22 protein-coding genes, 5 tRNA genes and 1 pseudogene are annotated in these 21,874 nt (G+C 62.2%); all 28 read left to right on the top strand.

What is annotated here, in order from left to right; translation table 11 throughout:
* The first annotated feature begins 147 nt into the window (after positions 1-147).
* A complete protein-coding gene (gene plsX, locus AC56LY_RS11555; protein ID WP_499579462.1) occupies positions 148-1,218 on the top strand; it encodes a phosphate acyltransferase PlsX in 1,071 nt (356 codons plus the stop codon).
* Between the two features lie 19 nt (positions 1,219-1,237).
* Entirely contained in the window at positions 1,238-2,224 is a 987-nt protein-coding gene (locus tag AC56LY_RS11550; RefSeq protein WP_499502952.1) for a beta-ketoacyl-ACP synthase III, read from the top strand.
* 67 nt (positions 2,225-2,291) lie between these two features.
* Positions 2,292-3,227 carry an ACP S-malonyltransferase gene (gene fabD / locus AC56LY_RS11545; protein ID WP_499579456.1) on the top strand — a complete coding sequence of 312 codons (936 nt, stop codon included), beginning with the start codon at positions 2,292-2,294 and terminating at the stop codon, positions 3,225-3,227.
* 39 nt (positions 3,228-3,266) lie between these two features.
* Positions 3,267-4,004, top strand: a complete 738-nt coding sequence (fabG, locus tag AC56LY_RS11540; RefSeq protein WP_499454611.1) for a 3-oxoacyl-ACP reductase FabG — start codon at positions 3,267-3,269, stop codon at positions 4,002-4,004.
* 212 nt (positions 4,005-4,216) lie between these two features.
* A complete protein-coding gene (gene acpP / locus AC56LY_RS11535; protein WP_020653257.1) occupies positions 4,217-4,456 on the top strand; it encodes an acyl carrier protein in 240 nt (79 codons plus the stop codon).
* Positions 4,457-4,499: 43 nt separating this feature from the next.
* Positions 4,500-5,747, top strand: coding sequence for a beta-ketoacyl-ACP synthase II (gene fabF, locus AC56LY_RS11530; protein ID WP_499579451.1), 1,248 nt, complete (start codon positions 4,500-4,502; stop codon positions 5,745-5,747).
* A 183-nt stretch (positions 5,748-5,930) separates the two neighbouring features.
* On the top strand, positions 5,931-6,494 hold the full coding sequence (locus AC56LY_RS11525) for a hypothetical protein (RefSeq protein ID WP_499579448.1): 564 nt from the start codon (positions 5,931-5,933) through the stop codon (positions 6,492-6,494).
* A 53-nt stretch (positions 6,495-6,547) separates the two neighbouring features.
* Positions 6,548-7,150 carry an RNA polymerase sigma factor RpoE gene (gene rpoE, locus AC56LY_RS11520; RefSeq protein ID WP_499579447.1) on the top strand — a complete coding sequence of 201 codons (603 nt, stop codon included), beginning with the start codon at positions 6,548-6,550 and terminating at the stop codon, positions 7,148-7,150.
* A 72-nt stretch (positions 7,151-7,222) separates the two neighbouring features.
* Positions 7,223-7,567: an RseA family anti-sigma factor gene (locus AC56LY_RS11515; RefSeq protein ID WP_499579445.1), complete on the top strand. Its 345-nt coding sequence runs from the start codon at positions 7,223-7,225 to the stop codon at positions 7,565-7,567.
* 131 nt (positions 7,568-7,698) lie between these two features.
* Entirely contained in the window at positions 7,699-9,162 is a 1,464-nt protein-coding gene (locus AC56LY_RS11510) for a Do family serine endopeptidase (RefSeq protein WP_499579443.1), read from the top strand.
* Entirely contained in the window at positions 9,162-9,467 is a 306-nt protein-coding gene (locus AC56LY_RS11505; protein ID WP_499579441.1) for a glutaredoxin family protein, read from the top strand. Before AC56LY_RS11510 ends, AC56LY_RS11505 begins: the two co-directional genes overlap by 1 nt.
* Positions 9,468-9,648: 181 nt before the next feature.
* A complete protein-coding gene (gene lepA / locus AC56LY_RS11500) occupies positions 9,649-11,442 on the top strand; it encodes a translation elongation factor 4 (RefSeq protein WP_499579438.1) in 1,794 nt (597 codons plus the stop codon).
* A complete protein-coding gene (lepB, locus tag AC56LY_RS11495; protein ID WP_499579435.1) occupies positions 11,442-12,371 on the top strand; it encodes a signal peptidase I in 930 nt (309 codons plus the stop codon). Before lepA ends, lepB begins: the two co-directional genes overlap by 1 nt.
* 10 nt (positions 12,372-12,381) lie before the next feature.
* Complete coding sequence (locus tag AC56LY_RS11490) at positions 12,382-12,768, top strand: DUF4845 domain-containing protein (protein ID WP_258834737.1); 387 nt, start codon at positions 12,382-12,384, stop codon at positions 12,766-12,768.
* A gap of 18 nt (positions 12,769-12,786) precedes the next feature.
* Positions 12,787-13,656 (top strand): ribonuclease III, encoded by an 870-nt coding sequence (gene rnc, locus AC56LY_RS11485; protein ID WP_499579432.1) that lies wholly within the window; start codon positions 12,787-12,789, stop codon positions 13,654-13,656.
* The gene (era, locus tag AC56LY_RS11480) at positions 13,653-14,549 is read left to right on the top strand and encodes a GTPase Era (RefSeq protein WP_258834735.1); all 897 of its coding nucleotides are present in this window, start codon (positions 13,653-13,655) and stop codon (positions 14,547-14,549) included. Before rnc ends, era begins: the two co-directional genes overlap by 4 nt.
* Positions 14,550-14,572: 23 nt before the next feature.
* A complete protein-coding gene (recO, locus tag AC56LY_RS11475; RefSeq protein ID WP_499579430.1) occupies positions 14,573-15,403 on the top strand; it encodes a DNA repair protein RecO in 831 nt (276 codons plus the stop codon).
* 15 nt (positions 15,404-15,418) lie between these two features.
* Positions 15,419-16,201, top strand: coding sequence for a pyridoxine 5'-phosphate synthase (gene pdxJ, locus AC56LY_RS11470; RefSeq protein ID WP_499579428.1), 783 nt, complete (start codon positions 15,419-15,421; stop codon positions 16,199-16,201).
* Positions 16,198-16,605 (top strand): holo-ACP synthase, encoded by a 408-nt coding sequence (gene acpS / locus AC56LY_RS11465; RefSeq protein ID WP_343025526.1) that lies wholly within the window; start codon positions 16,198-16,200, stop codon positions 16,603-16,605. Before pdxJ ends, acpS begins: the two co-directional genes overlap by 4 nt.
* Before the next feature lie 18 nt (positions 16,606-16,623).
* On the top strand, positions 16,624-18,624 hold the full coding sequence (gene uvrC / locus AC56LY_RS11460; RefSeq protein WP_499579424.1) for an excinuclease ABC subunit UvrC: 2,001 nt from the start codon (positions 16,624-16,626) through the stop codon (positions 18,622-18,624).
* 201 nt (positions 18,625-18,825) lie between these two features.
* A complete protein-coding gene (gene pgsA, locus AC56LY_RS11455) occupies positions 18,826-19,404 on the top strand; it encodes a CDP-diacylglycerol--glycerol-3-phosphate 3-phosphatidyltransferase (RefSeq protein ID WP_499579423.1) in 579 nt (192 codons plus the stop codon).
* A gap of 87 nt (positions 19,405-19,491) precedes the next feature.
* Positions 19,492-19,567, top strand: a tRNA-Gly gene (locus AC56LY_RS11450).
* A 67-nt stretch (positions 19,568-19,634) separates the two neighbouring features.
* Positions 19,635-19,710 (top strand) — tRNA-Gly (locus AC56LY_RS11445).
* Positions 19,711-19,786: 76 nt separating this feature from the next.
* Positions 19,787-19,862, top strand: a tRNA-Gly gene (locus tag AC56LY_RS11440).
* Positions 19,863-19,899: 37 nt separating this feature from the next.
* Positions 19,900-19,975, top strand: a tRNA-Gly gene (locus tag AC56LY_RS11435).
* A 76-nt stretch (positions 19,976-20,051) separates the two neighbouring features.
* Positions 20,052-20,125, top strand: a tRNA-Cys gene (locus tag AC56LY_RS11430).
* A gap of 300 nt (positions 20,126-20,425) precedes the next feature.
* Positions 20,426-20,833: pseudogene (locus AC56LY_RS11425) on the top strand (IS3 family transposase); the annotation flags it as partial.
* A gap of 245 nt (positions 20,834-21,078) precedes the next feature.
* On the top strand, positions 21,079-21,360 hold the full coding sequence (locus AC56LY_RS11420) for an Rrf2 family transcriptional regulator (protein ID WP_499582030.1): 282 nt from the start codon (positions 21,079-21,081) through the stop codon (positions 21,358-21,360).
* The last annotated feature ends 514 nt before the right edge of the window (positions 21,361-21,874 follow it).

Below are 21,874 nucleotides of genomic sequence, written 5' to 3'. Positions count from 1 at the left end.
TTCTTTGGCATCTGCTCAGGCATTGTTGGCATCACGGGCATGCATTTCGCCCCGTCATGTTGAGCAGCGCGGATCCTGTGCGCCTCCTGGCGACGAATCGATCCCATCTGGCCGCCAGTCCTGTGTGAGCCGCGGCATTCCCAATACATGACCATAAAAATTTCCATTGACTGCATGGGTGGCGATCACGGCCCGTCAGTAACCATTCCGGCAGCAATCTCGTTCCTCAAGAAGCAGGATGACGCCGAGCTCGTGCTCGTGGGCGTCGAAGAGGTGCTGCGCGCAGAACTCAAGAAACACCACGGCGAAAAATTGCCGCGTCTGACGATCAAGCACGCGTCCGAAGTCGTCGCGATGGACGATCCGATCGAAGTAGCCCTGCGCCGCAAGAAGGATTCGTCGATGCGCGTGGCGATCGAGCTGGTGAAAGACGGCAGCGCCAATGCCTGCGTCTCGGCCGGCAATACCGGCGCCCTGATGGCCGTCTCGCGCTACGTGCTCAAGACGATGCCCGGCGTCGACCGTCCGGCGATCTGCTCGATCATGCCGAACCAGAAGAACGGCCCGACCTACATCCTGGATCTGGGCGCGAACGTCGATTGCGAACCGCATCACCTGCACCAGTTTGCCATCATGGGCTCGGTGCTGTGCTCGGCAATCGAAGGCATTCCCCGTCCGACCATTGGCCTGTTGAACGTGGGCACCGAAGACATCAAGGGCAACGAAGTGGTCAAGGCCACCGGCGTGCTGCTGCGCGACGATGCTGCCCGCGGCAAGCTCAATTTCTACGGCAACGTCGAAGGCAATGACATCTTCAAGGGCACCGTCGACGTCGTCGTCTGCGACGGTTTTGTCGGCAACGTGATGCTCAAGGCGATCGAAGGCCTGTCGCGCTTCATGAAAACGACGTTCAAGTCCGACATCATGTCGATGGTCGGCGCCGTGTTCGCACGCAAGGCCATGAAGAAACTCAATCCCGAGCGCTACAATGGCGCCGGTCTGCTGGGCCTGAAGGGCCTGGTGTTCAAGAGCCACGGCGGCGCCAACGCCTATTCGTTCGAATGGGCGCTCAAGCGGGCCTACGAGGCTGCGCACAATAATGTGCAAGAACAGTTGTCGGCACTAATTACCGAGCTGATGCCGAATTCAACGGGCGCTGCCGAAGCGCCCATGCCGGTGCTCGAGCCCGTGTCCACGATCGAGCGCCAGGCGCAATAACCGAGCGGATGGTGAAGCAATGACCCTGTACAGCAAAATCACCGGCACCGGCAGCTACCTGCCGGCCAACCGTGTCACCAACGAAGCGCTGGCCACGCGGCTGGCTGCGCAAGGTGTCGAAACGTCGCACGAATGGATTGTTACGCGCAGCGGCATCGAGGCCCGTCACTTCGCCGCCGCCGATGAGCTTTCATCCGACCTGGCCGTGCACGCCGCGCGCCGCGCGCTCGAGATGGCCGGCCGCGAGGCGGGCGATATCGACCTCGTCATCGTCGCCAGTTCCACCCCCGACTTCCACGGCAGTTTCCCGAGCACGGCCTGCATCGTCCAGCAAAAGCTGGGGATGGCCAATGGCAGCGCCGCCTTCGACGTGCAGGCGGTCTGCAGCGGCTTCGTCTACGCGCTGTCGACGGCCGACGCGTTCATTCGCGCCGGTAACCACAAGCGCGTGCTCGTGATCGGTTCCGAGATTTTCTCGCGCATCGTCGACTTCAATGACCGCGGCACCTGCGTGCTGTTCGGCGATGGCGCCGGCGCCGTGCTGCTGGAAGTGTCGAACGAGCCGGGCATCCTGGCAACCAAGCTGCACGCCGACGGCAGTCACGCCGACATCCTGTCGATCCCGGGCAACCTGGCGGGCGGCGCCGTTGCCGGCAGCGGTTTCTTGCACATGGACGGCCCGGCCGTGTTCAAGCTGGCCGTGTCGGTGCTCGAAAAAGTTGCGCACGAAGTGCTCGATACCGCCGGCGTCACGCCGGACCAGATCGACTGGCTGGTGCCGCACCAGGCCAATATCCGCATCATGAATGGCACTGCCAAGAAACTTGGCCTGCCGCTCGAAAAAATGGTCGTCACCGTCAATGAGCACGGCAATACCTCGGCCGCCTCGATCCCGCTGGCGCTCGACCAGGCGGTGCGCGATGGCCGCATCAAGCCGGGCCAGAACGTACTGATGGAAGGTGTCGGCGGCGGCTTTACCTGGGGCGCCGTGCTGGCGCGCATGTAACGAGTCGCACACCGCGTCGCACTCACCGACGGCACTCCCAAGAACCAATTACTACGGACATATCACGATGAGCCAATTCGCATTCCTGTTTACCGGACAAGGCGCCCAGGCAGTGGGCATGTTGAACGGTTTCGCCGGCAACCCGGTTGTCGACCAGACCGTGCAGGAAGCCTCCGATGCCCTCGGCTTCGATCTGCAGCGCCTGATCGCCGACGGCCCGAAAGAAGACCTCGACCTCACCACCAACACCCAGCCGGTCATGCTGACCGCCGCCGTGGCCGTGTACCGCGCCTGGATCGCCGCCGGTGGCCCGCTACCGTCCGTCGTTGCCGGTCACAGCCTGGGCGAATACTCGGCGCTGGTCGCCGCTGGCGTGATCCCGTTTGCCGACGCCGTGCCGCTGGTGCGCTTTCGCGCGCAGTCGATGCAGGACGCGGTGCCGGTCGGGCAGGGCGGCATGGCGGTCATCCTCGGCCTGCAAGCCGACGACGTGCGTGCCGTGTGCGCCGAAGCCGCACAGGGCGAGGTCGTCGAAGCGGTCAACTTCAATGAGCCGACCCAGATCGTGATCGCCGGCCACACGGCCGCGGTCGAGCGCGCCTGCGAGATCGCCAAGGCGAAGGGCGCCAAGCGCGCCATGAAGCTGTCGGTGTCGGCGCCGTTCCACTCGTCGCTGCTGAAGCCCGCATCGGATCGTCTGCGCGAGTACATGCGCACGCTGACCTTTGCCGTGCCACAGATCCCCGTCATCAACAACGTCGATGTCGTCGTGTTGAATGATCCGGAGCAGATCAAGGATGCGCTGGTGCGCCAGGCCGCCGGTCCGGTGCGCTGGGTCGAGACGATGCAGAAGATGGCGCAGGACGGCGTCACGCAGGTCATCGAATGCGCACCGAGCAAGACGCTCGTGGGCATGGCCAAACGTATCGATCCGGCGCTGGTCGGCGACGCGCTGGTCGATCAGGCTGCGCTCGAGCGCGTGCTGGCCACGTTCAACGCGTGACGGCTGCGCTGCACCACTAACCCCAACAAGAGGACCACCATGAATCTGGAAAACCAAGTCGCCCTGATCAGCGGCGCATCGCGCGGCATCGGCAAGGCCATCGCTCTCGAACTGGCCCGCCAGGGCGCGAAAGTCGTCGGCACTGCCACCAGCGATGCCGGCGCACAGGCGATCTCGGACTACCTGGCGCCGTTCGGCGGCAAGGGCGTCGTCCTGAACGTGCTCGACAGCGAACGCTGCACGGCCGTCGTGGCGGATGTGCAGAAGGAGTTCGGCAGCCTGTCGATCCTCGTGAACAATGCCGGCATCACCCAGGATAACCTGGCCATGCGCATGAAAGACGAAGAGTGGGACGGCGTGATCGCCACCAATCTGACCGCCGTCGGCCGCCTGTCGCGCCTGGTGCTGCGCGGGATGATGAAGGCCAAGGCGGGCCGCATCATCAACATCACGTCGGTGGTGGGCGCTTCGGGCAACCCGGGCCAGATGAACTACGCGGCGGCCAAGGCCGGCGTGGCCGGCATGACCCGCGCACTGGCGCGCGAGATCGGCAGCCGCAACATCACCGTCAATTGCGTCGCGCCGGGCTTCATCGATACCGACATGACCAAGTCGCTGGGCGACGACCAGCACGCTGCGCTGCTGACCCAGATTCCGCTGGGCCGCCTGGGCCAGCCGGAAGACATCGCGCATGCGGTGGCGTTCCTGGCCGGCCCGCAAGCGGCCTACATCACGGGCACCGAGCTGCACGTGAACGGCGGCATGTACATGAATTAAGTATATTAGGCATCAAGTAAGAATTCAGTAGCAATAAAGGGAAGGATTGCACGGTAATTGGCCCCGTTTGAACAGGACGATATCGGTGCAATCAAGACTTTTAGCAGGACTTTCCGGCGAGTTAGGCGCAGTCGCCGAAAATAGTTTTTCAGGTCGCAAACCTGATAAAATGCGCGCACTTTCCGCAACACATACCTTAATGGAGCTACAACATGTCGGATATCGAACAACGCGTTAAAAAAATCGTCGCTGAGCAACTGGGTGTTGCTGAAGCAGACATCAAAATCGAATCCTCGTTCGTTGACGACCTGGGTGCTGACTCGCTCGACACCGTCGAGCTGGTGATGGCTCTGGAAGATGAGTTCGAAATGGAAATCCCTGACGAACAGGCTGAGAAGATCACCACCGTCAAGCAAGCCATCGACTACGCTACCGCGCACGTCAAAGCCTGAGTCGGGATCGAGGTAGTCGCTTTACAGTTTTTGGGAGAATCGCTTGAGTCGTTCACGCAACCGCCGTGTCGTCGTCACTGGCCTGGGCTGCATTTCACCAATCGGTAACACCGTTACCGAAGCGTGGGATGCAGCGCTGGCTGGCAAGTCGGGGATTGCCGCCATCACCAAGTTTGATGCGTCGCAATTCACGACCCACTTCGCTGGTGAAGTAAAGAACTTCGTCGTCGAGGATTACCTGCCGGGCAAAGAAGGCCGCCATATGGATAGCTTTATCCATTACGGTATGGCAGCCGGTATCCAGGCCCTGCAGGATTCGGGTCTGGTTGTCACCGAAGAAAATGCGGACCGCATTGGCGTGGTGATCGGCTCGGGTATTGGCGGCTTGCCGCTGATCGAAGCCACCAAAGAGGAATACACGAACCGCGGCGCACGCCGTATTTCGCCATTCTTCGTGCCAGCGTCGATCATCAACATGATCTCGGGCGATCTCTCGATCAAGTTCGGCCTGCGTGGTCCGAACCTGGCCATCGTCACCGCTTGCACCACCGGCCTGCACAGCATCGGCGCGGCAGCGCGCCTGATCGAGTACGGCGACGCCGACGTGATGATCGCGGGCGGCGCCGAGTCGACCGTGTCGCCACTGGGCCTGGGCGGCTTCGCCTCGGCACGCGCGCTGTCGACCCGCAACGATGATCCGGCCACGGCCTCGCGTCCATGGGACCGCGACCGCGACGGCTTCGTGCTGGGCGAGGGAGCCGGTGTCATGGTCGTCGAAGAGTATGAACACGCTGTCGCGCGCGGCGCCCGCATCTATGCTGAAGTCATCGGCTTTGGCATGAGCGCGGACGCCAACCACATCACCTCGCCGGTCGAGGATGGTAGTGGCGCGGCACGTTGCATGGTCAATGCCCTCAACAACGCCGGCATCAATGCCGACCAGGTGCAGTACGTGAATGCGCACGGCACCTCGACGCCATTGGGCGATGCCGCAGAAGTGCGCGGCATCAAGCGCGTGTTTGGCGACCATGCCAGGAAGATTGTCGTGAATTCGACCAAGTCGATGACCGGTCACCTGCTCGGTGGCGCCGGCGGCCTGGAATCGGTATTTACGGTACTGGCGATCCATAACCAGATCTCGCCGCCGACGATCAACATCTTCAACCAGGATCCCGAGTGCGACCTGGACTTCTGCGCCAACACGGCGCGTGAGATGAAGATCGATTACGCGGTGAAGAACTCGTTCGGTTTCGGCGGTACCAACGGTACGCTCGTTTTCGCGAAACTCTGAACTTGACCAGCCCCATCCCGGTCCAACGGGATGGGCGCTTTCTGCAGCCCGGTGCATGCCCGCTTGTTGTTCTACAGCGGTGATGCTCCGGTGCTGGCGGCAACTGCCCGCGGCTAGCCCGCCGGGCCAGCTTACTCTGCCTGTTCTGCCGATTTCTGTTTCCCTCGTTGTATGCACTGTGCGGTGTCTGTCATCGTCCGGCCGTCGCGTTGCCTGGTCTGGCTGTGCGCCGGGTTCAGCGGCGCCCTCATCGCGACCGCTCTGGTCGTCGGCCTCGGCACGCCTGAACGCTTCGCATTTGGCCGGCTGACCGCTGTCGCGCCGCTGGTCGGTGCAGCAGCGTTGGCATGGCCTTTGGCCCGCGCGCGCCGTCTGTTCCAGGCTTTCCCAAAGGCCCATTCCCAGGCGCTTTTGCACGGATTTAGAACGGCGCACCGTCTTGATATTTCTGGACTTGGGCAGCTACGCCTGACGGTACAACAAGAGATGGGCGCAGTGGATTCGGCGGGCGCGTCGCTAGCGGCAGGTTCATCCGATCCCCTGTCCGAGGGGGTTGCGGTGACGCTGCTGCCTGGCGCCACGGTCTGTCCTGTCTGCATGCTGCTGCGTCTGCGCACGGCGGCCGGCGACACCATCGCGCTCGCCGTGTTGCCCGACAGCGTGTCGCCAGGTGACTTTCGTGCGCTGTCCGTGGCAGTGCGGTCATTGGCGCAGGGTGCGCGCAACGCAGCGACAAAAATACTTTGAACTTATTGCAGGGGATCAACTCTTAGGAGAGGGTCGCCAATGGGGCATGGTCCGTGACGACAGAACGCGAGAGTGATCAGTTGCTGGTGGAGCGCGTGCAGGCAGGGGACCAGAAGGCGTTCGATCTGCTCGTCTCCAAGTACCAGCGCCGCCTGATGCGTCTGGTGTCGCGTCTTGTTTACGATCCGGCCGAGGCCGAAGACGTCGTGCAGGAAACGTTCATCAAGGCGTACCGGGCACTGCGCCATTTTCGCGGTGATTCCGCATTTTATACATGGCTTTATCGGATAGGCATCAACACGGCCAAGAATTACCTGGTAACCCAGGGCAGGCGTGCGCCGACCTCGACGGAGACCGATGCCGAAGGCGCCGAAGGCTTTGATGAGGCAGATAGTCTGCGTGACATTAATACGCCGGAGTCAATGCTTGCCAGTAAGCAGATTGCCCACACGGTGAATGCGGCCATGGAAGCACTGCCCCTTGAACTACGCACGGCCATTGTCTTGCGTGAAATTGAAGGACTCAGCTACGAAGAAATATCCGAAGTCATGGCCTGTCCCATCGGTACGGTGCGCAGCCGTATTTTTCGGGCGCGCGAAGTCATCGCCGATAAATTGCGGCCCTTGCTTGAATTTCCGGTTGACAAACGACGGTAGGTAGCGGGATCGTACGAACACAGCATTAACATTGAACTCACCGTGAACACACCGACGTCGACGGACACCCCGATGGACACCAACGAAACACTCCGCGCGCATATTTCGGCCCTGGTCGACGGCGAATTGCCGCAGGCCGATGCCGAGCTGGCACTGGCCGCACTGCAAGAGGAGGATGGTAAACAGGCGTGGGACCGGTATCACCTGATCCGGGATACCCTGCGCGCCACGCCGGCGCCCGATCTGTCGCCCGGCTTCGCCGAACGGCTGGCCACAGCGCTGGCGCGGGAACAGGCGCAATTACCGTCCGGTCGTGGCGACATCGCCGAAGGTGGCATCAGTGGCAGTGGCAGCGGCCATGATGTCACCGAGCCGGCCAGCCTGACGGCCAGCCTGGCCAACCCCGCCGCGTCATAAGTCGCTCGCTGCACGGGTGGAGTTGCCAGGCAGTGCAGCCCCGAACGTCCTGCACGCGACGTGGGCCGACGCGACAAAGCGCGCGTTTTGGCTTACCATTTGGTCAATCTTAGCCATTCAACAGCGAATCCATGACCAGTAAAACTGCCAGTCTGCTCTTGTCGGCACTGCTCGTGTCCGGCACCTCCGTACTCTCCCTGTCGCCGGCCCACGCCGCCGGCGCCGCCCCGGTGTCCGCACCCACCGTCACCGGCTTGCCTGACTTCACCGATGTGATCGACAAGGTCGGTCCAGCCGTCGTGAACATCCGTACCACCGAGCGCGTCAGCACACGCGGCGGCGCGCCCGGCGAAGAAGAAATGCAGGAATTCCTGCGCCGCTTCTTCGGTGGCCAGATGCCGCCGCGCGGCGGCCGGCGCGGCCCGCCGCAAGCCGAAGAAGAACGTGAAGTCCAGCGTGGCGTCGGCTCCGGCTTCATCATTTCGGGCGATGGTTACGTACTGACCAATGCCCACGTCGTCGAAGGCGCCGACGAAGTCACGGTCACGCTGACCGACCGCCGCGAATTCAAGGCCAAGGTGCTGGGTGCCGACCGCCGCTCGGACGTGGCTCTCCTCAAGCTGACCGCTACCAACCTGCCGTACCTGCGTACCGGCGACTCGAGCAAGATCCGCGTCGGCGAATGGGTGCTGGCAATTGGCTCGCCATTCGGCCTCGAAAACACGGTCACGGCCGGCATCATTTCGGCCAAGTCGCGCGACACGGGTGAATACTTGCCGCTGATCCAGAGCGACGTGGCCGTCAACCCGGGCAATTCGGGCGGCCCGTTGATCAATATGCGCGGTGAAGTCATCGGCATCAATTCGCAGATCGCCACCTTGTCCGGCGCCTACAACGGTATCTCGTTCGCGGTGCCGATCGATGAAGTCACGCGCGTGTCCGAACAGCTCAAGTCCAGCGGCAAGGTCACACGTGGGCGTATCGGCGTGCAGATCAGCGAAGTCACGCGCGACGTGGCCGAATCGCTGGGTCTGGGCAAGGCGCGCGGCGCCGAAGTGTCGATGGTCGAGGCAGGTGGGCCGGCCGAGAAGGGCGGCATCAAGGTCGGCGACATCATCCTGGCCTTCAACAAGCAGCCGGTCGAGACCACGCGCGACCTCCCACGCCTGGTCGGCGCAGCCAAGGTTGGCAGCCGCGCCAGCGTGACCGTCTGGCGCCGCGGCGCGCAGCTCGAGGTGCCGGTTACGATCGTCGAGCTGCAGGACGAGAAATCCACGCCGGGCAAGCCCGCAGCGAAAAAACCGGCGCAGGGGGCGACCGCCAATGCGCTCGGCTTGACCTTGTCGGCCATTCCGCAGGCTGACCGCCGTCAGCTGGGCGTGGAGGGCGGCGTGCTGGTCGACAGCGCGACGGGCGCTGCGGCCAGCGCCGGCATCGAGCCGGGCGATGTGCTCCTGCAGTGGAACAATACGCCGCTCACGAGCGTCGAACAGTTCGCGGGTTTGCTGGCCAAGCATGACAAGGCGAAGCCGGTGGCGCTGCTGGTGCAGCGCGACGGCGCCACGCAATACCTGACCATCAAGCCACGTCCCTGATGCGCGCAGTGTTCGCCGCGCCGCCCATGCCGTTCACGCTGTACGCGCGCGGGTATTGCCACCTGTGCGACGACATGCTGGCAGCGCTGCGGGCCCTGCAAACCCCGGCGCAGCCGTTCGCGATCACCGTGCTGGACGTCGACGCCGATCCGGCGCTGGTGGCGCGCTTCGATGAACTGGTGCCGGTGCTGTATGGCGCCCTCGACCAGCCCGAGCTGTGCCATTACTTCCTCGACCGCGCTGCGGTGCTCGCCTACCTCGAGGGGCAGGCCGGAAATCCCGTTGGGCGTCCCGAAATCCGGTAAAATGCCGGGTTGGCGTGTTTCAAGACGGCCCTCCCCAGAATTGTTTGCTTTGCCATGGCGCTCGCCTGGGGACCGGCACGGCCCCGGCGCGGCGCTTTTTCTGTTTGCCGCGCGCGGCACGTGCACCCTGATTCAGTCGTATCCGCCGCATCCGCGGTCTATTTGGTTTTGAGCTCTGTTAATGAACAACATACGTAACTTCTCCATCATCGCCCACATCGACCACGGTAAATCGACCCTCGCTGACCGCATCATTCAGCTGTGCGGCGGCTTGTCGGACCGTGAAATGGATGCCCAGGTGCTCGATTCGATGGACCTGGAACGCGAGCGCGGCATCACCATCAAGGCCCAGACCGCGGCCCTGCATTACAAGGCGCGCGATGGCCAGGTCTATAACCTGAACCTGATCGACACCCCGGGCCACGTCGACTTCTCGTACGAAGTGAGCCGTTCGCTGTCCGCCTGCGAAGGCGCGCTGCTGGTGGTCGACGCATCGCAGGGCGTGGAAGCCCAGACGGTCGCCAACTGCTACACCGCGCTCGACCTGGGCGTCGAAGTGGTGCCAATCCTGAACAAGATCGACTTGCCGCACGCCGACCCGGACAACGCGCGCAAGGAAATCGAAGACGTCATCGGCATCGACGCCAGCGACGCGACCATGTGCTCGGCCAAGACCGGCCTGGGCATCGAAGACGTGCTGGAAACGCTGATTGCCCGCGTGCCACCACCGAAGGGCGATGCCGATGCGCCGCTGCAGGCGCTGATCGTCGACTCGTGGTACGACCCGTACGTCGGCGTCGTGATGCTGGTGCGCGTGATCAATGGCACGCTGCGCCCGAAAGACAAGATTCTCCTGATGGCAACCGGTTCGGTGAACCTGGTCGAAAGCATCGGTGTGTTCACGCCGCGCTCGGTCTCGCTGCCGACGCTGTCGGCCGGTCAGGTGGGCTTCATCATCGCCGGCATCAAGGAACTGACTGCAGCGAAGGTCGGCGATACCGTCACCCTGGTCAACAAGCCGGCTGCCGAACCGCTGCCGGGCTTCAAGGAAGTGCAGCCGCAAGTGTTCGCCGGCCTGTTCCCGGTCGAAGCCAACCAGTACGACGCGCTGCGCGATTCCCTCGAAAAGCTCAAGCTCAACGATGCGGCCCTGATGTACGAGCCGGAAGTCTCGCAGGCGCTGGGCTTCGGCTTCCGCTGCGGCTTCCTGGGCCTCTTGCACATGGAAATCGTGCAGGAGCGCCTCGAGCGCGAATTCGACATGGACCTGATCACGACGGCCCCGACCGTGGTGTACGAAGTCGAAATGCGCGACGGCACCATGATCCGCGTCGACAATCCGTCGAAGATGCCGGAGCCGTCAAAGATCAACGAAGTGCGCGAGCCGATCGTCGACGTCAACCTGTACATGCCACAGGAATACGTGGGCGCCGTCATGACGCTGTGTAACGGCAAGCGCGGCATCCAGATGGACATGGCCTACCACGGCCGCCAGGTGAAATTGCACTACGAAATCCCGATGGCCGAGATCGTGCTGGACTTCTTCGATCGCCTGAAGTCGACCTCGCGCGGTTACGCGTCGATGGATTACGAGTTCAAGGAAAACCGCGCCGCCGACGTCGTCAAGGTCGATATGCTGATCAACAGCGAGAAGGTCGATGCGCTGGCGATCATCGTCCACCGCGCCAACGCGCCGTACCGTGGCCGCCAGGTCGCCGCAAAAATGCGCGAACTGATCCCACGCCAGATGTTCGACGTGGCGATTCAGGCGGCGATTGGCGCGACGATCATTTCGCGTGAAAACGTGAAGGCGCTGCGCAAGAACGTGCTGGCCAAGTGCTATGGCGGCGACATTTCCCGTAAAAAGAAACTGCTCGAGAAACAAAAAGCAGGTAAAAAACGCATGAAGCAGGTCGGCTCGGTGGAGATTCCACAAGAAGCATTCCTGGCGATTCTCCAGGTGGAAGACAAATAATGAACCTGCAACCCGTGTTGAGCAATTTTGCCCTGATCCTGTTCGTGCTGATGGTCATCACGGGCATCATCTGGTGCCTGGACCGGTTTGTGTTGGCAAAGCAACGCCGGCGCGCCGCCGATGCTGCATTGCGCGAGTACGATGCGCGCAATGCCAAGCTGGTGGCCGAGGGCATCAAGGTCGACCACAACGGCAACCGCGCCGCCATCGAAGCGGCGCACGTGCGCCAGCCGACCTGGGTCGAGTATTCGGGCAGTTTCTTCCCGGTGATTGCGATGGTGTTCATCCTGCGCTCGTTCCTGTGGGAGCCGTTCAAGATCCCGTCGTCATCGATGGTGCCGACGCTGCTGGTGGGTGACTTCATCCTGGTGAACAAGTACACCTACGGTATTCGCCTGCCGATCATCAACAAGAAAATTATCCAGATCAACGACCCGCAGCGGGGCGACGTGATGGTGTTTAAATATCCGAAGGACATGAGCCAGGATTACATCAAGCGCGTCGTCGGCGTGCCTGGTGATACCATCACCTACGAAGACAAGCGCCTGACCGTCAATGGCAAGGCGGTCGAGTACATGCCGCTGGACGATTACCTGGATGACCAGCATCCGGTCTACCACAAGCAGCTCGAAGAAAAACTGCCGAGCCCGGGCGGCTTCACGCAGCACCGCATTCTGAACACGGCCGATCGCCGCAACTTTGACTTCCCCAGCGTCGAGCAGTTCCCGCTGCGCGAGGCCTGCGACTATACGGAAGACAAATTCACCTGCGTCGTGCCAGCTGGCCAGTATTTCATGATGGGCGATAACCGCGATAACAGCGCCGACAGCCGCTACTGGGGCTTCGTGCCGGATCGTAATATCGTGGGCAAGGCATTCGTCGTCTGGATGAACTTTGGCAACTTCAAGCGCGTTGGCGGCATTCATTAAAGAGGTGCATATGGTCCGGAGCAAACAGCAGGGCGTCACCTTGACCGGCCTGATCGTGGCCCTCGCCGTGATCGGCCTCGTGCTGGTCTTTGCGATGCGCATGATTCCGGCCTATATCGAGTACAACGCGATCAAGACCGCCATCGTCAAGACCAAGGCCGAAGGCGGCACCGTGCGGGCGATGCAGGCGGCGTTTGACCGCAATACCAGCGTCAATGACGTCGAGGCAATTCGCGGCGCTGACCTGGTATTTACACGCGACGACGGCGATCTGGAGATCAGCTTCGCCTACGAAAAACGCCTGCCGCTGGCCGGTAATGTCAGCATCCTGATCGACTTTTCCGGCACCACCGACCCGAGCGGCATCGTCGCAGAGGCCAGCACCGCCGCACCGTAACCGCAGTTTTCACACTTCATGGATTTCTTGGCAGGGCGCCTGACGCCGGCCACGCACACGACACCGACAATGAATCATCAGTTATTGCAGACGCGCTTGGGCTACACATTCCGGGATGCCGGGCTGCTTCAGCAAGCCCTGACCCACCGTAGCCATAGCGCGCTGCATAACGAGCGCCTCGAATTTCTGGGCGACTCGATCCTGAACTGCGTCGTCGCCTCGATCCTGTACGAGCGTTACCGTGGGCTGGACGAGGGCGACCTGTCGCGTCTGCGCGCCAATCTCGTCAAGCAGCAGGCGCTGTTCGAGATCGCCCAGAAACTCGACCTGTCGCAGTTTTTGCGTCTGGGCGAGGGCGAGCTCAAATCGGGGGGCTTCCGCCGACCATCAATCCTGGCCGACACGCTCGAAGCCTTGCTGGGCGCAATTTTCCTCGATGCGGGGTTCGACAGCGCGCGTGACGTGATCCGCGCCTTCTACATCCCGCTGCTCGACACGGTCGACCCCAGCACGCTGGGCAAGGATGCCAAGACGCTGCTGCAGGAATTTTTGCAGGCCAAGCGGATCGCGCTGCCGACGTATAATGTGGTGGCCACGCACGGCGCCGCGCACAGCCAGGAATTCGAAGTCGAATGCCTGGTGCCCAAATTGAGTGTGCAAGTGTTCGGGCGCGGTGGCAGCCGCCGCGCCGCCGAGCAGGCCGCAGCCAGCCTGGCCTTGGGCGCAGCCCAGAAGGCGCTGGCCAAGTCGCCAGTGAGCCGCAAGGCGAAGCCGCGCACGGCCCAGCTCAAGCTGGCCGGCATCGCCACCACCCAGAGTGGCGCCCCAGACCAATCCTTGGCGCCGGCTGCGGCAAAGCCAGAACAACCAGGAATCAAAAAAGCATGAACGCCATCCCCGACAATTTCCGCTGCGGTTATATCGCCATCGTTGGCCGCCCGAACGTCGGCAAGTCGACGCTGATGAACGTCCTGATCGGCGCCAAAGTGTCGATCACGTCGCGCAAGGCGCAGACCACCCGCCACCGGATCACCGGCATCCAGACCCGCGACGACGCCCAGTTCATCTACGTCGACACCCCGGGCTTCCAGACCCGGCACGCCAATGCGCTGAACAAGACGCTCAACAAGACCGTCTCGAACACGCTGATCTCGGCCGACGTGGTTTTGTTTTTGCTCGAAGCCGGCACGTTCGGTCCGGCGGATGAACAGGTCCTCAATCTGTTGCCAAAGAACGTGCCGGTGATTCTGGTGCTGAACAAGTCCGACCACGTCAAGGACAAGGCCGTCCTGATGCCGTTCGCGCAAAAGATCGCCGCGATGCGCGAATTTGCCGCTGTCGTGCCAGTCTCGGCCAAGCTGCGCTTCCAGACCGATGCGCTGGAAAACGAGATCAAGAACCACCTGCCACAGAATGCGCCCGTGTTTGGTCCGGACGACATCACCGACCGCAGCGAGAAATTCCTCGCGGCTGAAATCGTCCGCGAAAAAGTGTTCCGCCTGTCGGGTGACGAATTGCCGTACACCAGCACCGTGCTGATCGAGCAGTTCCTGCAAGAGGGCAATCTGCGCCGGGTGTTCGCCGCCATCCTGGTCGAGCGCGATACCCATAAATCGATGATCATCGGTAATAAGGGTGCGCGCCTGAAAGAAATCTCGACGCAGTCGCGCCTCGATATGGAAAAACTGTTCGGCGGCCCCGTGTACCTGGAAATCTGGGTCAAGGTCAAATCGGGCTGGGCCGACAACGAAATGGGCCTGCGCGCCTACGGTTACGAGTAACTTCCGGAGCGCGCCCACATAGCATGCCGAGCCACGATGACCTGATCGACGACGCGCCCGAGCAGGCGACCCCACCGGCCGCCAAGCGGACCCGCGCGTCGGCCGGCGCATCGGCCAGCGCATCTCCCAGGACCTCGGCGCGTGACGGCCGTGTACTTGGCCAGCCCGGGTTCGTGCTGCACAGCTATCCCTACAAAGAAACCAGCCTCATCATCGACATGTTCACGCGCGACCACGGTCGCGTGGGACTCGTCGCCAAAGGCGCCAAGCGCCCGTTCTCCAAGCTGCGTGGCGTGCTGCAAACCTTCCAGCCGCTGTCCGTCTCATGGAGCGGCAAGTCCGAGCTGCGCACGCTGATCGACGCCGAGTGGGTTGGCGGCATGCTCCCACTGGAACGCACGGCGCTGCTGTGCGGCTTTTACCTCAACGAACTCCTTGTCAAACTGCTGGCGCGCGACGACCGCCATCCGGCCCTGTTCGACCACTATGTCTCGACCTTGAACCAGTTGGCGCACGGCGAACCTGCACAAATTGTCTTGCGAAAATTCGAACGGGCCTTACTTAAGGAGACAGGGGTCGCTGCCGACCTGAGTCGCTGCACGACGACGCGCAGCCGCGTGGAGGCTGGCGGTGACTATGTGGTGGACCCTGAGCGTGGCGCCCGTGAAGCCGGTGCCGGCGAAGTCTGGCCGGTGGTGCTGGGCAAAACGCTGCTGGACATGGAGCGCGAAGACTATACTGACCCGGCTACGCAAGCGCAGAGCAAGCAATTGATGCGCTTCCTGCTGGCGCACCACCTGGGTGGCCAGCCGCTCAATACGCGCCAGATCCTGATCGACTTGATGCAACTGTAAAGCAGACCAAACACCATGAGCTTCCTGAATCCCGTTGGCCAGGTGATCGACCTGGGCGTGAACATCGACCACATCGCCACCGTGCGTAATGCGCGCGGCACGACCTACCCGGACCCGCTGCGCGGCGCGCTGCTGGCCGAGCAGGCCGGCGCCGACCTGATCACGCTGCACCTGCGTGAAGACCGCCGCCACATCCGCGACGCCGACGTGATCGCGCTGCGCCCGCTGCTGGCCACGCGCATGAACCTGGAAGCGGCCGTCACGCGCGAAATGATCGATTTCGCCTGTCGCGTCAAGCCACAGGACGTATGCCTGGTGCCCGAGCGGCGCGAAGAAGTCACGACCGAGGGCGGCCTGGATGTCGTGCGCTACTACAACGAGGTCGAGGCGGCGGTGAAGCAACTGAAGGACGAGGGCATCCGCGTCTCGCTGTTCATCGATGCCGACGCGCGCCAGATCGAAGCGGCCGCCGCTGTCGGCGCAACCGTCATCGAGCTGCACACGGGGCGCTACGCCGAGGCGACGCCGGGTGAGCTCGAGCACGAGCTCGAACGCATCCGTTTCGGCGCGCGCGAAGGCGTCCAGCGCGGCCTGCGCGTGAACGCGGGCCACGGCCTGCATTACACGAATGTCCAGCCGATCGCGGCCATCAAGGACTTGCACGAGCTGAACATCGGCCATGCCATCGTTGGCCACGCCTTGTTTGTTGGCTTTGAAAACGCTGTGCGCGAGATGAAGGCGATCATGGTCGCGGCGCGCCTGGGCACGGCCTACCCGAGCGGGACCGAGCCGGCATGATCTACGGCATCGGCACCGACATCGTCCAGATCTCGCGCGTGGAAGCGGCGCTCGCGCGCAGCGGTCCGCGCTTCGCCGAAAAAGTCCTCGGCCCGCAAGAGCTGGCCAAGTACCACGCCCGCAGCGCCAAGAACGCGGTGCGCGGCCTGCGTTTCCTGGCCACCCGTTTTTCGGCCAAGGAAGCGTTCTCGAAAGCCATCGGTACCGGGATCCGCATGCCGATGACGTGGCGCTCGATGCAGATGCTCAATGCTCCCAGCGGCAAGCCGATGATCGTCTGCAGCGGTGCGCTCGAAGAATTCATGCAACAGAACCGGCTCAGCGCCCAGGTGTCGATCAGCGACGAGGCCGATTACGGCGTCGCATTTGTCATCGTTACCCAGGCCCCCGCGCCAACAGCCTGACCCCTTTTCAAGAGATTCATGTCCGAAGCAAAGCCCGTCGTACCCACCACGCTGACCGACAGCGGTGTCGAACTCACGCCCGAACTGACGGCGCGCCTGGGGCGCGAACGTTTGGCGGAGGCGCGTGATCAGTCCCGCGCCGAGGCCAACCGCGAACTGAGCCCGAAGGTCGAGCCGGACGTGCGCGCGCAGGTGCTCGCGACCGTCAATCGCCTGCCGGGCCTGCCTGGCGTCTACCGTTATTTCGACGCGGCCGAGAACGTCCTGTACGTCGGCAAAGCGCGCAACCTGAAGAACCGCGTCTCGAGCTATTTCCAGAAGAATCTGTCGAGTCCGCGCATTGCGATGATGGTGTCGCAGATCGCGCGCCTGGAAACGACGATCGTCAGCAGCGAGGCCGAAGCGCTGATCCTCGAAAACAACCTGATCAAGTCGCTCAAGCCGCGCTACAACATCCTGTTTCGCGACGATAAATCGTACCCGTACATCAAGATTACGGGTGGCGAGGCGCCGCGCATGGCGTATTACCGCGGCGCGCTCGACAAGCGCAACCAGTACTTCGGCCCGTTCCCGAGCGCCTGGGCCGCAAAGGAATCGATCCAGTTGCTGCAGCGCGTGTTCATGCTGCGCACCTGCGAAGACAGCGTGTACGCCAACCGCACGCGGCCGTGCCTGCTGCACCAGATCGGTCGCTGCAGCGCCCCGTGCGTCAAGCTGATCGAACCGGAGCAATACAAGCTCGACGTCGAGAACGCCGCGCGCTTCCTGCGCGGGCGCCAGAGCGAGGTCATGGCCGACCTGCAGAACAAGATGCAGACCTACGCGATGGACCTGAAGTTCGAGCAGGCGGCCGGCGTGCGCAACCAGATCCAGGCGCTGTCGAAAGTGCTGCACGCGCAAAGCATGGAAACCGTGGGCGACGCCGATGTTGACGTCATCGCGGTCGTGCTGCAGGGCGGACGCGCCTGCGTCAACCTGGCGATGGTGCGGGGCGGACGCCACCTGGGCGACCGCGCCTACTTCCCGAGCCATGTCGGCGAGTCGCTGGGCGAATGTCCGCTCGACGTCGAGGTGCTGTGTGCGTTCCTGGCGCAGCATTACGCGGGCCAGTTCATCCCGGGCACGCTGATCCTGAACGTGGAATTCGACCAGCCCGAGCTGATCCTGGCGCTCAGCGAGCAATGCGGCCACCGCATCAACCTCGTGCTGCAGCCGGGCGGCCAGCGCCGCCAGTGGCTCGAGATGGCGCAGAAGGGCGGCGAGATCGCGCTGGCGCGCCTGCTGTCCGAGCAGGGCTCGCAGCAATTGCGCACGCGCGCGCTGGCCGACACGCTGGGGCTGGAGACAGAAGATCTTGATTCATTAAGGATCGAATGTTTCGACATCAGCCACACGGCGGGCGAGGCGACGCAGGCGTCGTGTGTCGTGTTCCACCACCACGCGATGCAGAACGGCGAGTATCGCCGCTTCAACATCAACGGCATCACGCCGGGCGACGATTATGCAGCGATGCGGCAGGTGCTGATGCGCCGCTACGAAAAAGTGGCGGCCGAGGTGCTGGCCGGCGCCGGCGTGATGCCCGACATCGTGCTGGTCGACGGTGGCAAGGGCCAGGTCGAGATGGCGCGCCAGGTGTTTACCGAGCTGGGCCTGGACCTGTCGATGATCGTCGGCGTGGCCAAGGGGGAAGGGCGCCGCGTGGGCCTGGAAACCCTGATCTTCGCCGACGGCCGCCCGGCCCAGGAACTGGGCAAGGAATCGGCGGCGCTGATGCTGGTCGCGCTGATCCGCGACGAGGCGCACCGCTTCGCCATCACCGGCATGCGTGCCAAGCGCGCCAAGACGCGCCAGGCGTCGCGCCTGGAAGAGATCGAGGGTATCGGCGCCAAACGCCGCCAGCGCCTTCTGGCGCGCTTTGGCGGCCTGCGCGGGGTCATTGACGCGAGTGTCGAAGACCTGATGACGGTCGAGGGTATTTCGAGCGCGCTCGCTGAAGAGATTTACCGGCAATTGCACTGATCGTTGGTAGCACCCCTGCGGCGCCCGGCAGCGTCGCCAATCTCTCTACCCGGTGTCAACCGGCACTGCGTTCAAGCCGTTGAGCTTGCACGCACTGCAGCCCCCGCTGATCGTCCGCCGTACAGACGAGTCAACTGGCCCAAACTCCCTTAGCCATGTAGACTTACGGCCAAGCATTTTTCCACGGTAATCAGCTCCCCCATGCCTTTAAATATCCCGATTCTCCTGACTTGGTTACGCGTCGCCCTGATTCCGCTGGTAGTCGGATTGTTCTATCTTCCCACCCACTGGCTGAGCGAGCCGGACCAAAATCTGGCTGCCACACTGGTCTTCATCGTCGCCGCCATCACCGACTGGTTCGACGGTTTCCTGGCCCGCCGCTGGAACGAAACCTCGGCCTTCGGCGCCTTTCTCGACCCGGTTGCCGACAAGCTGATGGTGGCCGTGGCGCTGCTGATGCTGGTCCAGCTCGACCGCGTCGACGCGATCATCGCCGGCATCATCATCGGCCGTGAGATCACGATCTCGGCGCTGCGCGAATGGATGGCCCAGATTGGCGCGACGCGTTCGGTCGCGGTCAGCTCGATCGGCAAGATCAAGACCGCCGCCCAGATGACGGCCATCCCGATGCTGCTGCTTCATGACACGCTGTTCGGCATCGATTTCCAGTTCTGGGGCGAGTACCTGCTGTGGGTCGCGGGCGTGCTGACCGTGTGGTCGATGTTCTATTACCTGCGCCGCGCCTGGCCCCTGATCAAGGAAAAAGCGGGCCCGATTTAATTAGTTTCCGGGCATCCTTGACGTACGGAATAGAATCTCTATAATGCCTGCCTGTTGCGACAACAACGCGACAGATTGAAAGACGAAGCGGGAGTAGCTCAGTTGGTAGAGCGCAACCTTGCCAAGGTTGAGGTCGAGAGTTCGAGCCTCTTCTCCCGCTCCAAAGATTGCAAAGTTGGCACGCGATCTTGGAAAAACGTCTGAAACCTGTCATAATCGTTGTTCTGTACGCGGGAGTAGCTCAGTTGGTAGAGCGCAACCTTGCCAAGGTTGAGGTCGAGAGTTCGAGCCTCTTCTCCCGCTCCAGTTTCGGCTGGTTGTTGCAGAACGTAGCATTGGCGTAGTAAGGCAGTAGATGTGATCAGTAATTGCATGGCTCTAAGCGGGAGTAGCTCAGTTGGTAGAGCGCAACCTTGCCAAGGTTGAGGTCGAGAGTTCGAGCCTCTTCTCCCGCTCCAGTGTCCTGCAAATGGCGTAGTAACGTAGTACTCCCCAGCGGGAGTAGCTCAGTTGGTAGAGCGCAACCTTGCCAAGGTTGAGGTCGAGAGTTCGAGCCTCTTCTCCCGCTCCAGAATTTCAGGAAGATCCATTCTTCCCTTGTCGATGCGGTGCATAACCGCCCGCATCCCAAGCGCATCAAATCCTCTGGCGAGGTAGCAAAGCGGTTATGCAGCGGCCTGCAAAGCCGTCTAGGTCGGTTCGACTCCGATCCTCGCCTCCAGATCGTCATAGTACGGGCCCCATTGGGGCCCGTTTGCTTTGGGTTCAACACATTCATTTTGAGCGGTGCACCGGACCTGATAACGGCCAAATGGCCGTCACGTGGCCATTTATTTTTCGCCCTCAAATTCTGTGATCTATGCATCATGGTGAACAACATCAAGCGGCCTTCCGGCTATCAACTATGTGTTACCCACAGGTGAACTACCCCAGATATTGTAGAGGCTCCATTGTTTGAGAAAATGGAGTCATGAAGAAGCAACCCAAGTAATTCCCCGAAGTCATTCAGCGCGCTAGGCGCATGGCTAGCGAGGCTGCCAGCGAGTAAGAATCGTAGTGGGCGTCGATCACGTCGATCGCCGTCAAGATCGGAGCACATCTAAAATGCTTCCCCGCGAGGCACGCCGGCAAGAGAGTGATATTGGCCAGCGCCCAGGATCGACGACAGCCGAATAGAAGCGTATCAAGGCGCTGGGGCGATAAGTGCGTGAGTTGCGCAAGGTAAACGGGTTCCTGCGTCTGGCGAGTGCATTTTTCGCCCAGGTGGATCTAGGTCCCACTTCAAGCCTTGAGGGCATTTATCGACCAATACCGCCATGCGTGTGGCGTCGAGCCGAGTGCGTTGGTAATTCGGAGCGCTTCGATCTTGACGCCGCCTGGTGTGCACGCGTTCCCGTCGATTCAACGCCGCTTCAGGCTGGCGCGTATGATCGGCGCATTTTCAGAACACGCATGCGGCATCGATTGAACACATGCGCTTGCGGGCCATGTCTGAACTTGGATCACCTCCTAGCGCTTATTCGTTCGTATCAGTTCATCATGTCCGCTATCAGCGCCGCTGAATACGGACTGAACTGCATGGTGCTGCGCCAACCCCAATTCGCCAGGTAGAGGCACCGGTGCGCGCGACCTCACCGAGCTACAAGGTGTGCCAATCGAGTTACTCGCCAAGCTATTTACCAAGCTGGCCAGGGCAAAGGTGGTGGTCGCGAACGAGGGGTAAAAGGTGGGTTTCACCTCGCCCGGCCGGAAAAGCGCATTTCGGTCCACGACCACGTCGTCTCCATCGATCGCGACAAGTCCCTGTTCGATTGCTTTGAGATCCGCAGCCGCTTTGCATTGTCCGACACGGAGGCGCCGCCAGCGTGGGCAACGCGCCCCGTTTGCTCGATCCATCCCGTGATGCAGCTGGCCGAGACGGCGATGCGCAGAGCTCAAACGCCACACGCTCCGTGATCTCGCCGAACGAATCGCCGACAAGGCGCTGGCTGCCGTTGGTGAGCAGTTGGCCCGGTGGTTTGCAGCTCGGCCCGGCAGCGGCGACGGAAGGGCGCGGGCTGGCGGCCGGCGCGCCTGAGCATCTGCTTTATCGAGATTGGCGCTCGACCTGTTTCTCACTGCCAGCGCCTCACATGTCTGCATTTGACATTGACGCAAATTGAACTGAACCTGTGGCCGGCCTCTACCGGCGATTTTCTTTGGAAGCGCTGACACGACTCGCTCAAGCGGCCCAACTATGCGAGCGGGCTGGTGGGCCGCTGGCCATTCATCCTAGCTCCACTCGGATGGAAGGGAGTGAATGAGCTCATCTACGAATGTCATCAACCCAGCACGCAGCAATGGATTCGGATGGATAAGCGTTGCCCGACATCTCGCCGATCATCAAGAGTCAAACTTGAGCACTAACTGCTTGGGAGTGTGGACCGCGTTCCGATCGGCAATTTTTAGACATCCGCAATGCACGAAAATC

The organism is Telluria sp. ZT3P25 (assembly GCF_059685895.1).
This window is presented reverse-complemented; position numbering and strand designations above follow the sequence as displayed.

What these genes read in the sequence shown, in the direction of transcription:
- plsX (WP_499579462.1), top strand. Translation starts at nt 148, where the DNA reads ATGACCATAAAAATTTCCATTGACTGCATGGGTGGCGATCACGGCCCG.
- AC56LY_RS11550 (WP_499502952.1), top strand. Translation starts at nt 1,238, where the DNA reads ATGACCCTGTACAGCAAAATCACCGGCACCGGCAGCTACCTGCCGGCC.
- fabD (WP_499579456.1), top strand. Translation starts at nt 2,292, where the DNA reads ATGAGCCAATTCGCATTCCTGTTTACCGGACAAGGCGCCCAGGCAGTG.
- fabG (WP_499454611.1), top strand. Translation starts at nt 3,267, where the DNA reads ATGAATCTGGAAAACCAAGTCGCCCTGATCAGCGGCGCATCGCGCGGC.
- acpP (WP_020653257.1), top strand. Translation starts at nt 4,217, where the DNA reads ATGTCGGATATCGAACAACGCGTTAAAAAAATCGTCGCTGAGCAACTG.
- AC56LY_RS11515 (WP_499579445.1), top strand. Translation starts at nt 7,223, where the DNA reads ATGGACACCAACGAAACACTCCGCGCGCATATTTCGGCCCTGGTCGAC.
- AC56LY_RS11510 (WP_499579443.1), top strand. Translation starts at nt 7,699, where the DNA reads ATGACCAGTAAAACTGCCAGTCTGCTCTTGTCGGCACTGCTCGTGTCC.
- AC56LY_RS11505 (WP_499579441.1), top strand. Translation starts at nt 9,162, where the DNA reads ATGCGCGCAGTGTTCGCCGCGCCGCCCATGCCGTTCACGCTGTACGCG.
- lepA (WP_499579438.1), top strand. Translation starts at nt 9,649, where the DNA reads ATGAACAACATACGTAACTTCTCCATCATCGCCCACATCGACCACGGT.
- lepB (WP_499579435.1), top strand. Translation starts at nt 11,442, where the DNA reads ATGAACCTGCAACCCGTGTTGAGCAATTTTGCCCTGATCCTGTTCGTG.
- AC56LY_RS11490 (WP_258834737.1), top strand. Translation starts at nt 12,382, where the DNA reads ATGGTCCGGAGCAAACAGCAGGGCGTCACCTTGACCGGCCTGATCGTG.
- rnc (WP_499579432.1), top strand. Translation starts at nt 12,787, where the DNA reads ATGGATTTCTTGGCAGGGCGCCTGACGCCGGCCACGCACACGACACCG.
- era (WP_258834735.1), top strand. Translation starts at nt 13,653, where the DNA reads ATGAACGCCATCCCCGACAATTTCCGCTGCGGTTATATCGCCATCGTT.
- recO (WP_499579430.1), top strand. Translation starts at nt 14,573, where the DNA reads ATGCCGAGCCACGATGACCTGATCGACGACGCGCCCGAGCAGGCGACC.
- pdxJ (WP_499579428.1), top strand. Translation starts at nt 15,419, where the DNA reads ATGAGCTTCCTGAATCCCGTTGGCCAGGTGATCGACCTGGGCGTGAAC.
- acpS (WP_343025526.1), top strand. Translation starts at nt 16,198, where the DNA reads ATGATCTACGGCATCGGCACCGACATCGTCCAGATCTCGCGCGTGGAA.
- uvrC (WP_499579424.1), top strand. Translation starts at nt 16,624, where the DNA reads ATGTCCGAAGCAAAGCCCGTCGTACCCACCACGCTGACCGACAGCGGT.
- pgsA (WP_499579423.1), top strand. Translation starts at nt 18,826, where the DNA reads ATGCCTTTAAATATCCCGATTCTCCTGACTTGGTTACGCGTCGCCCTG.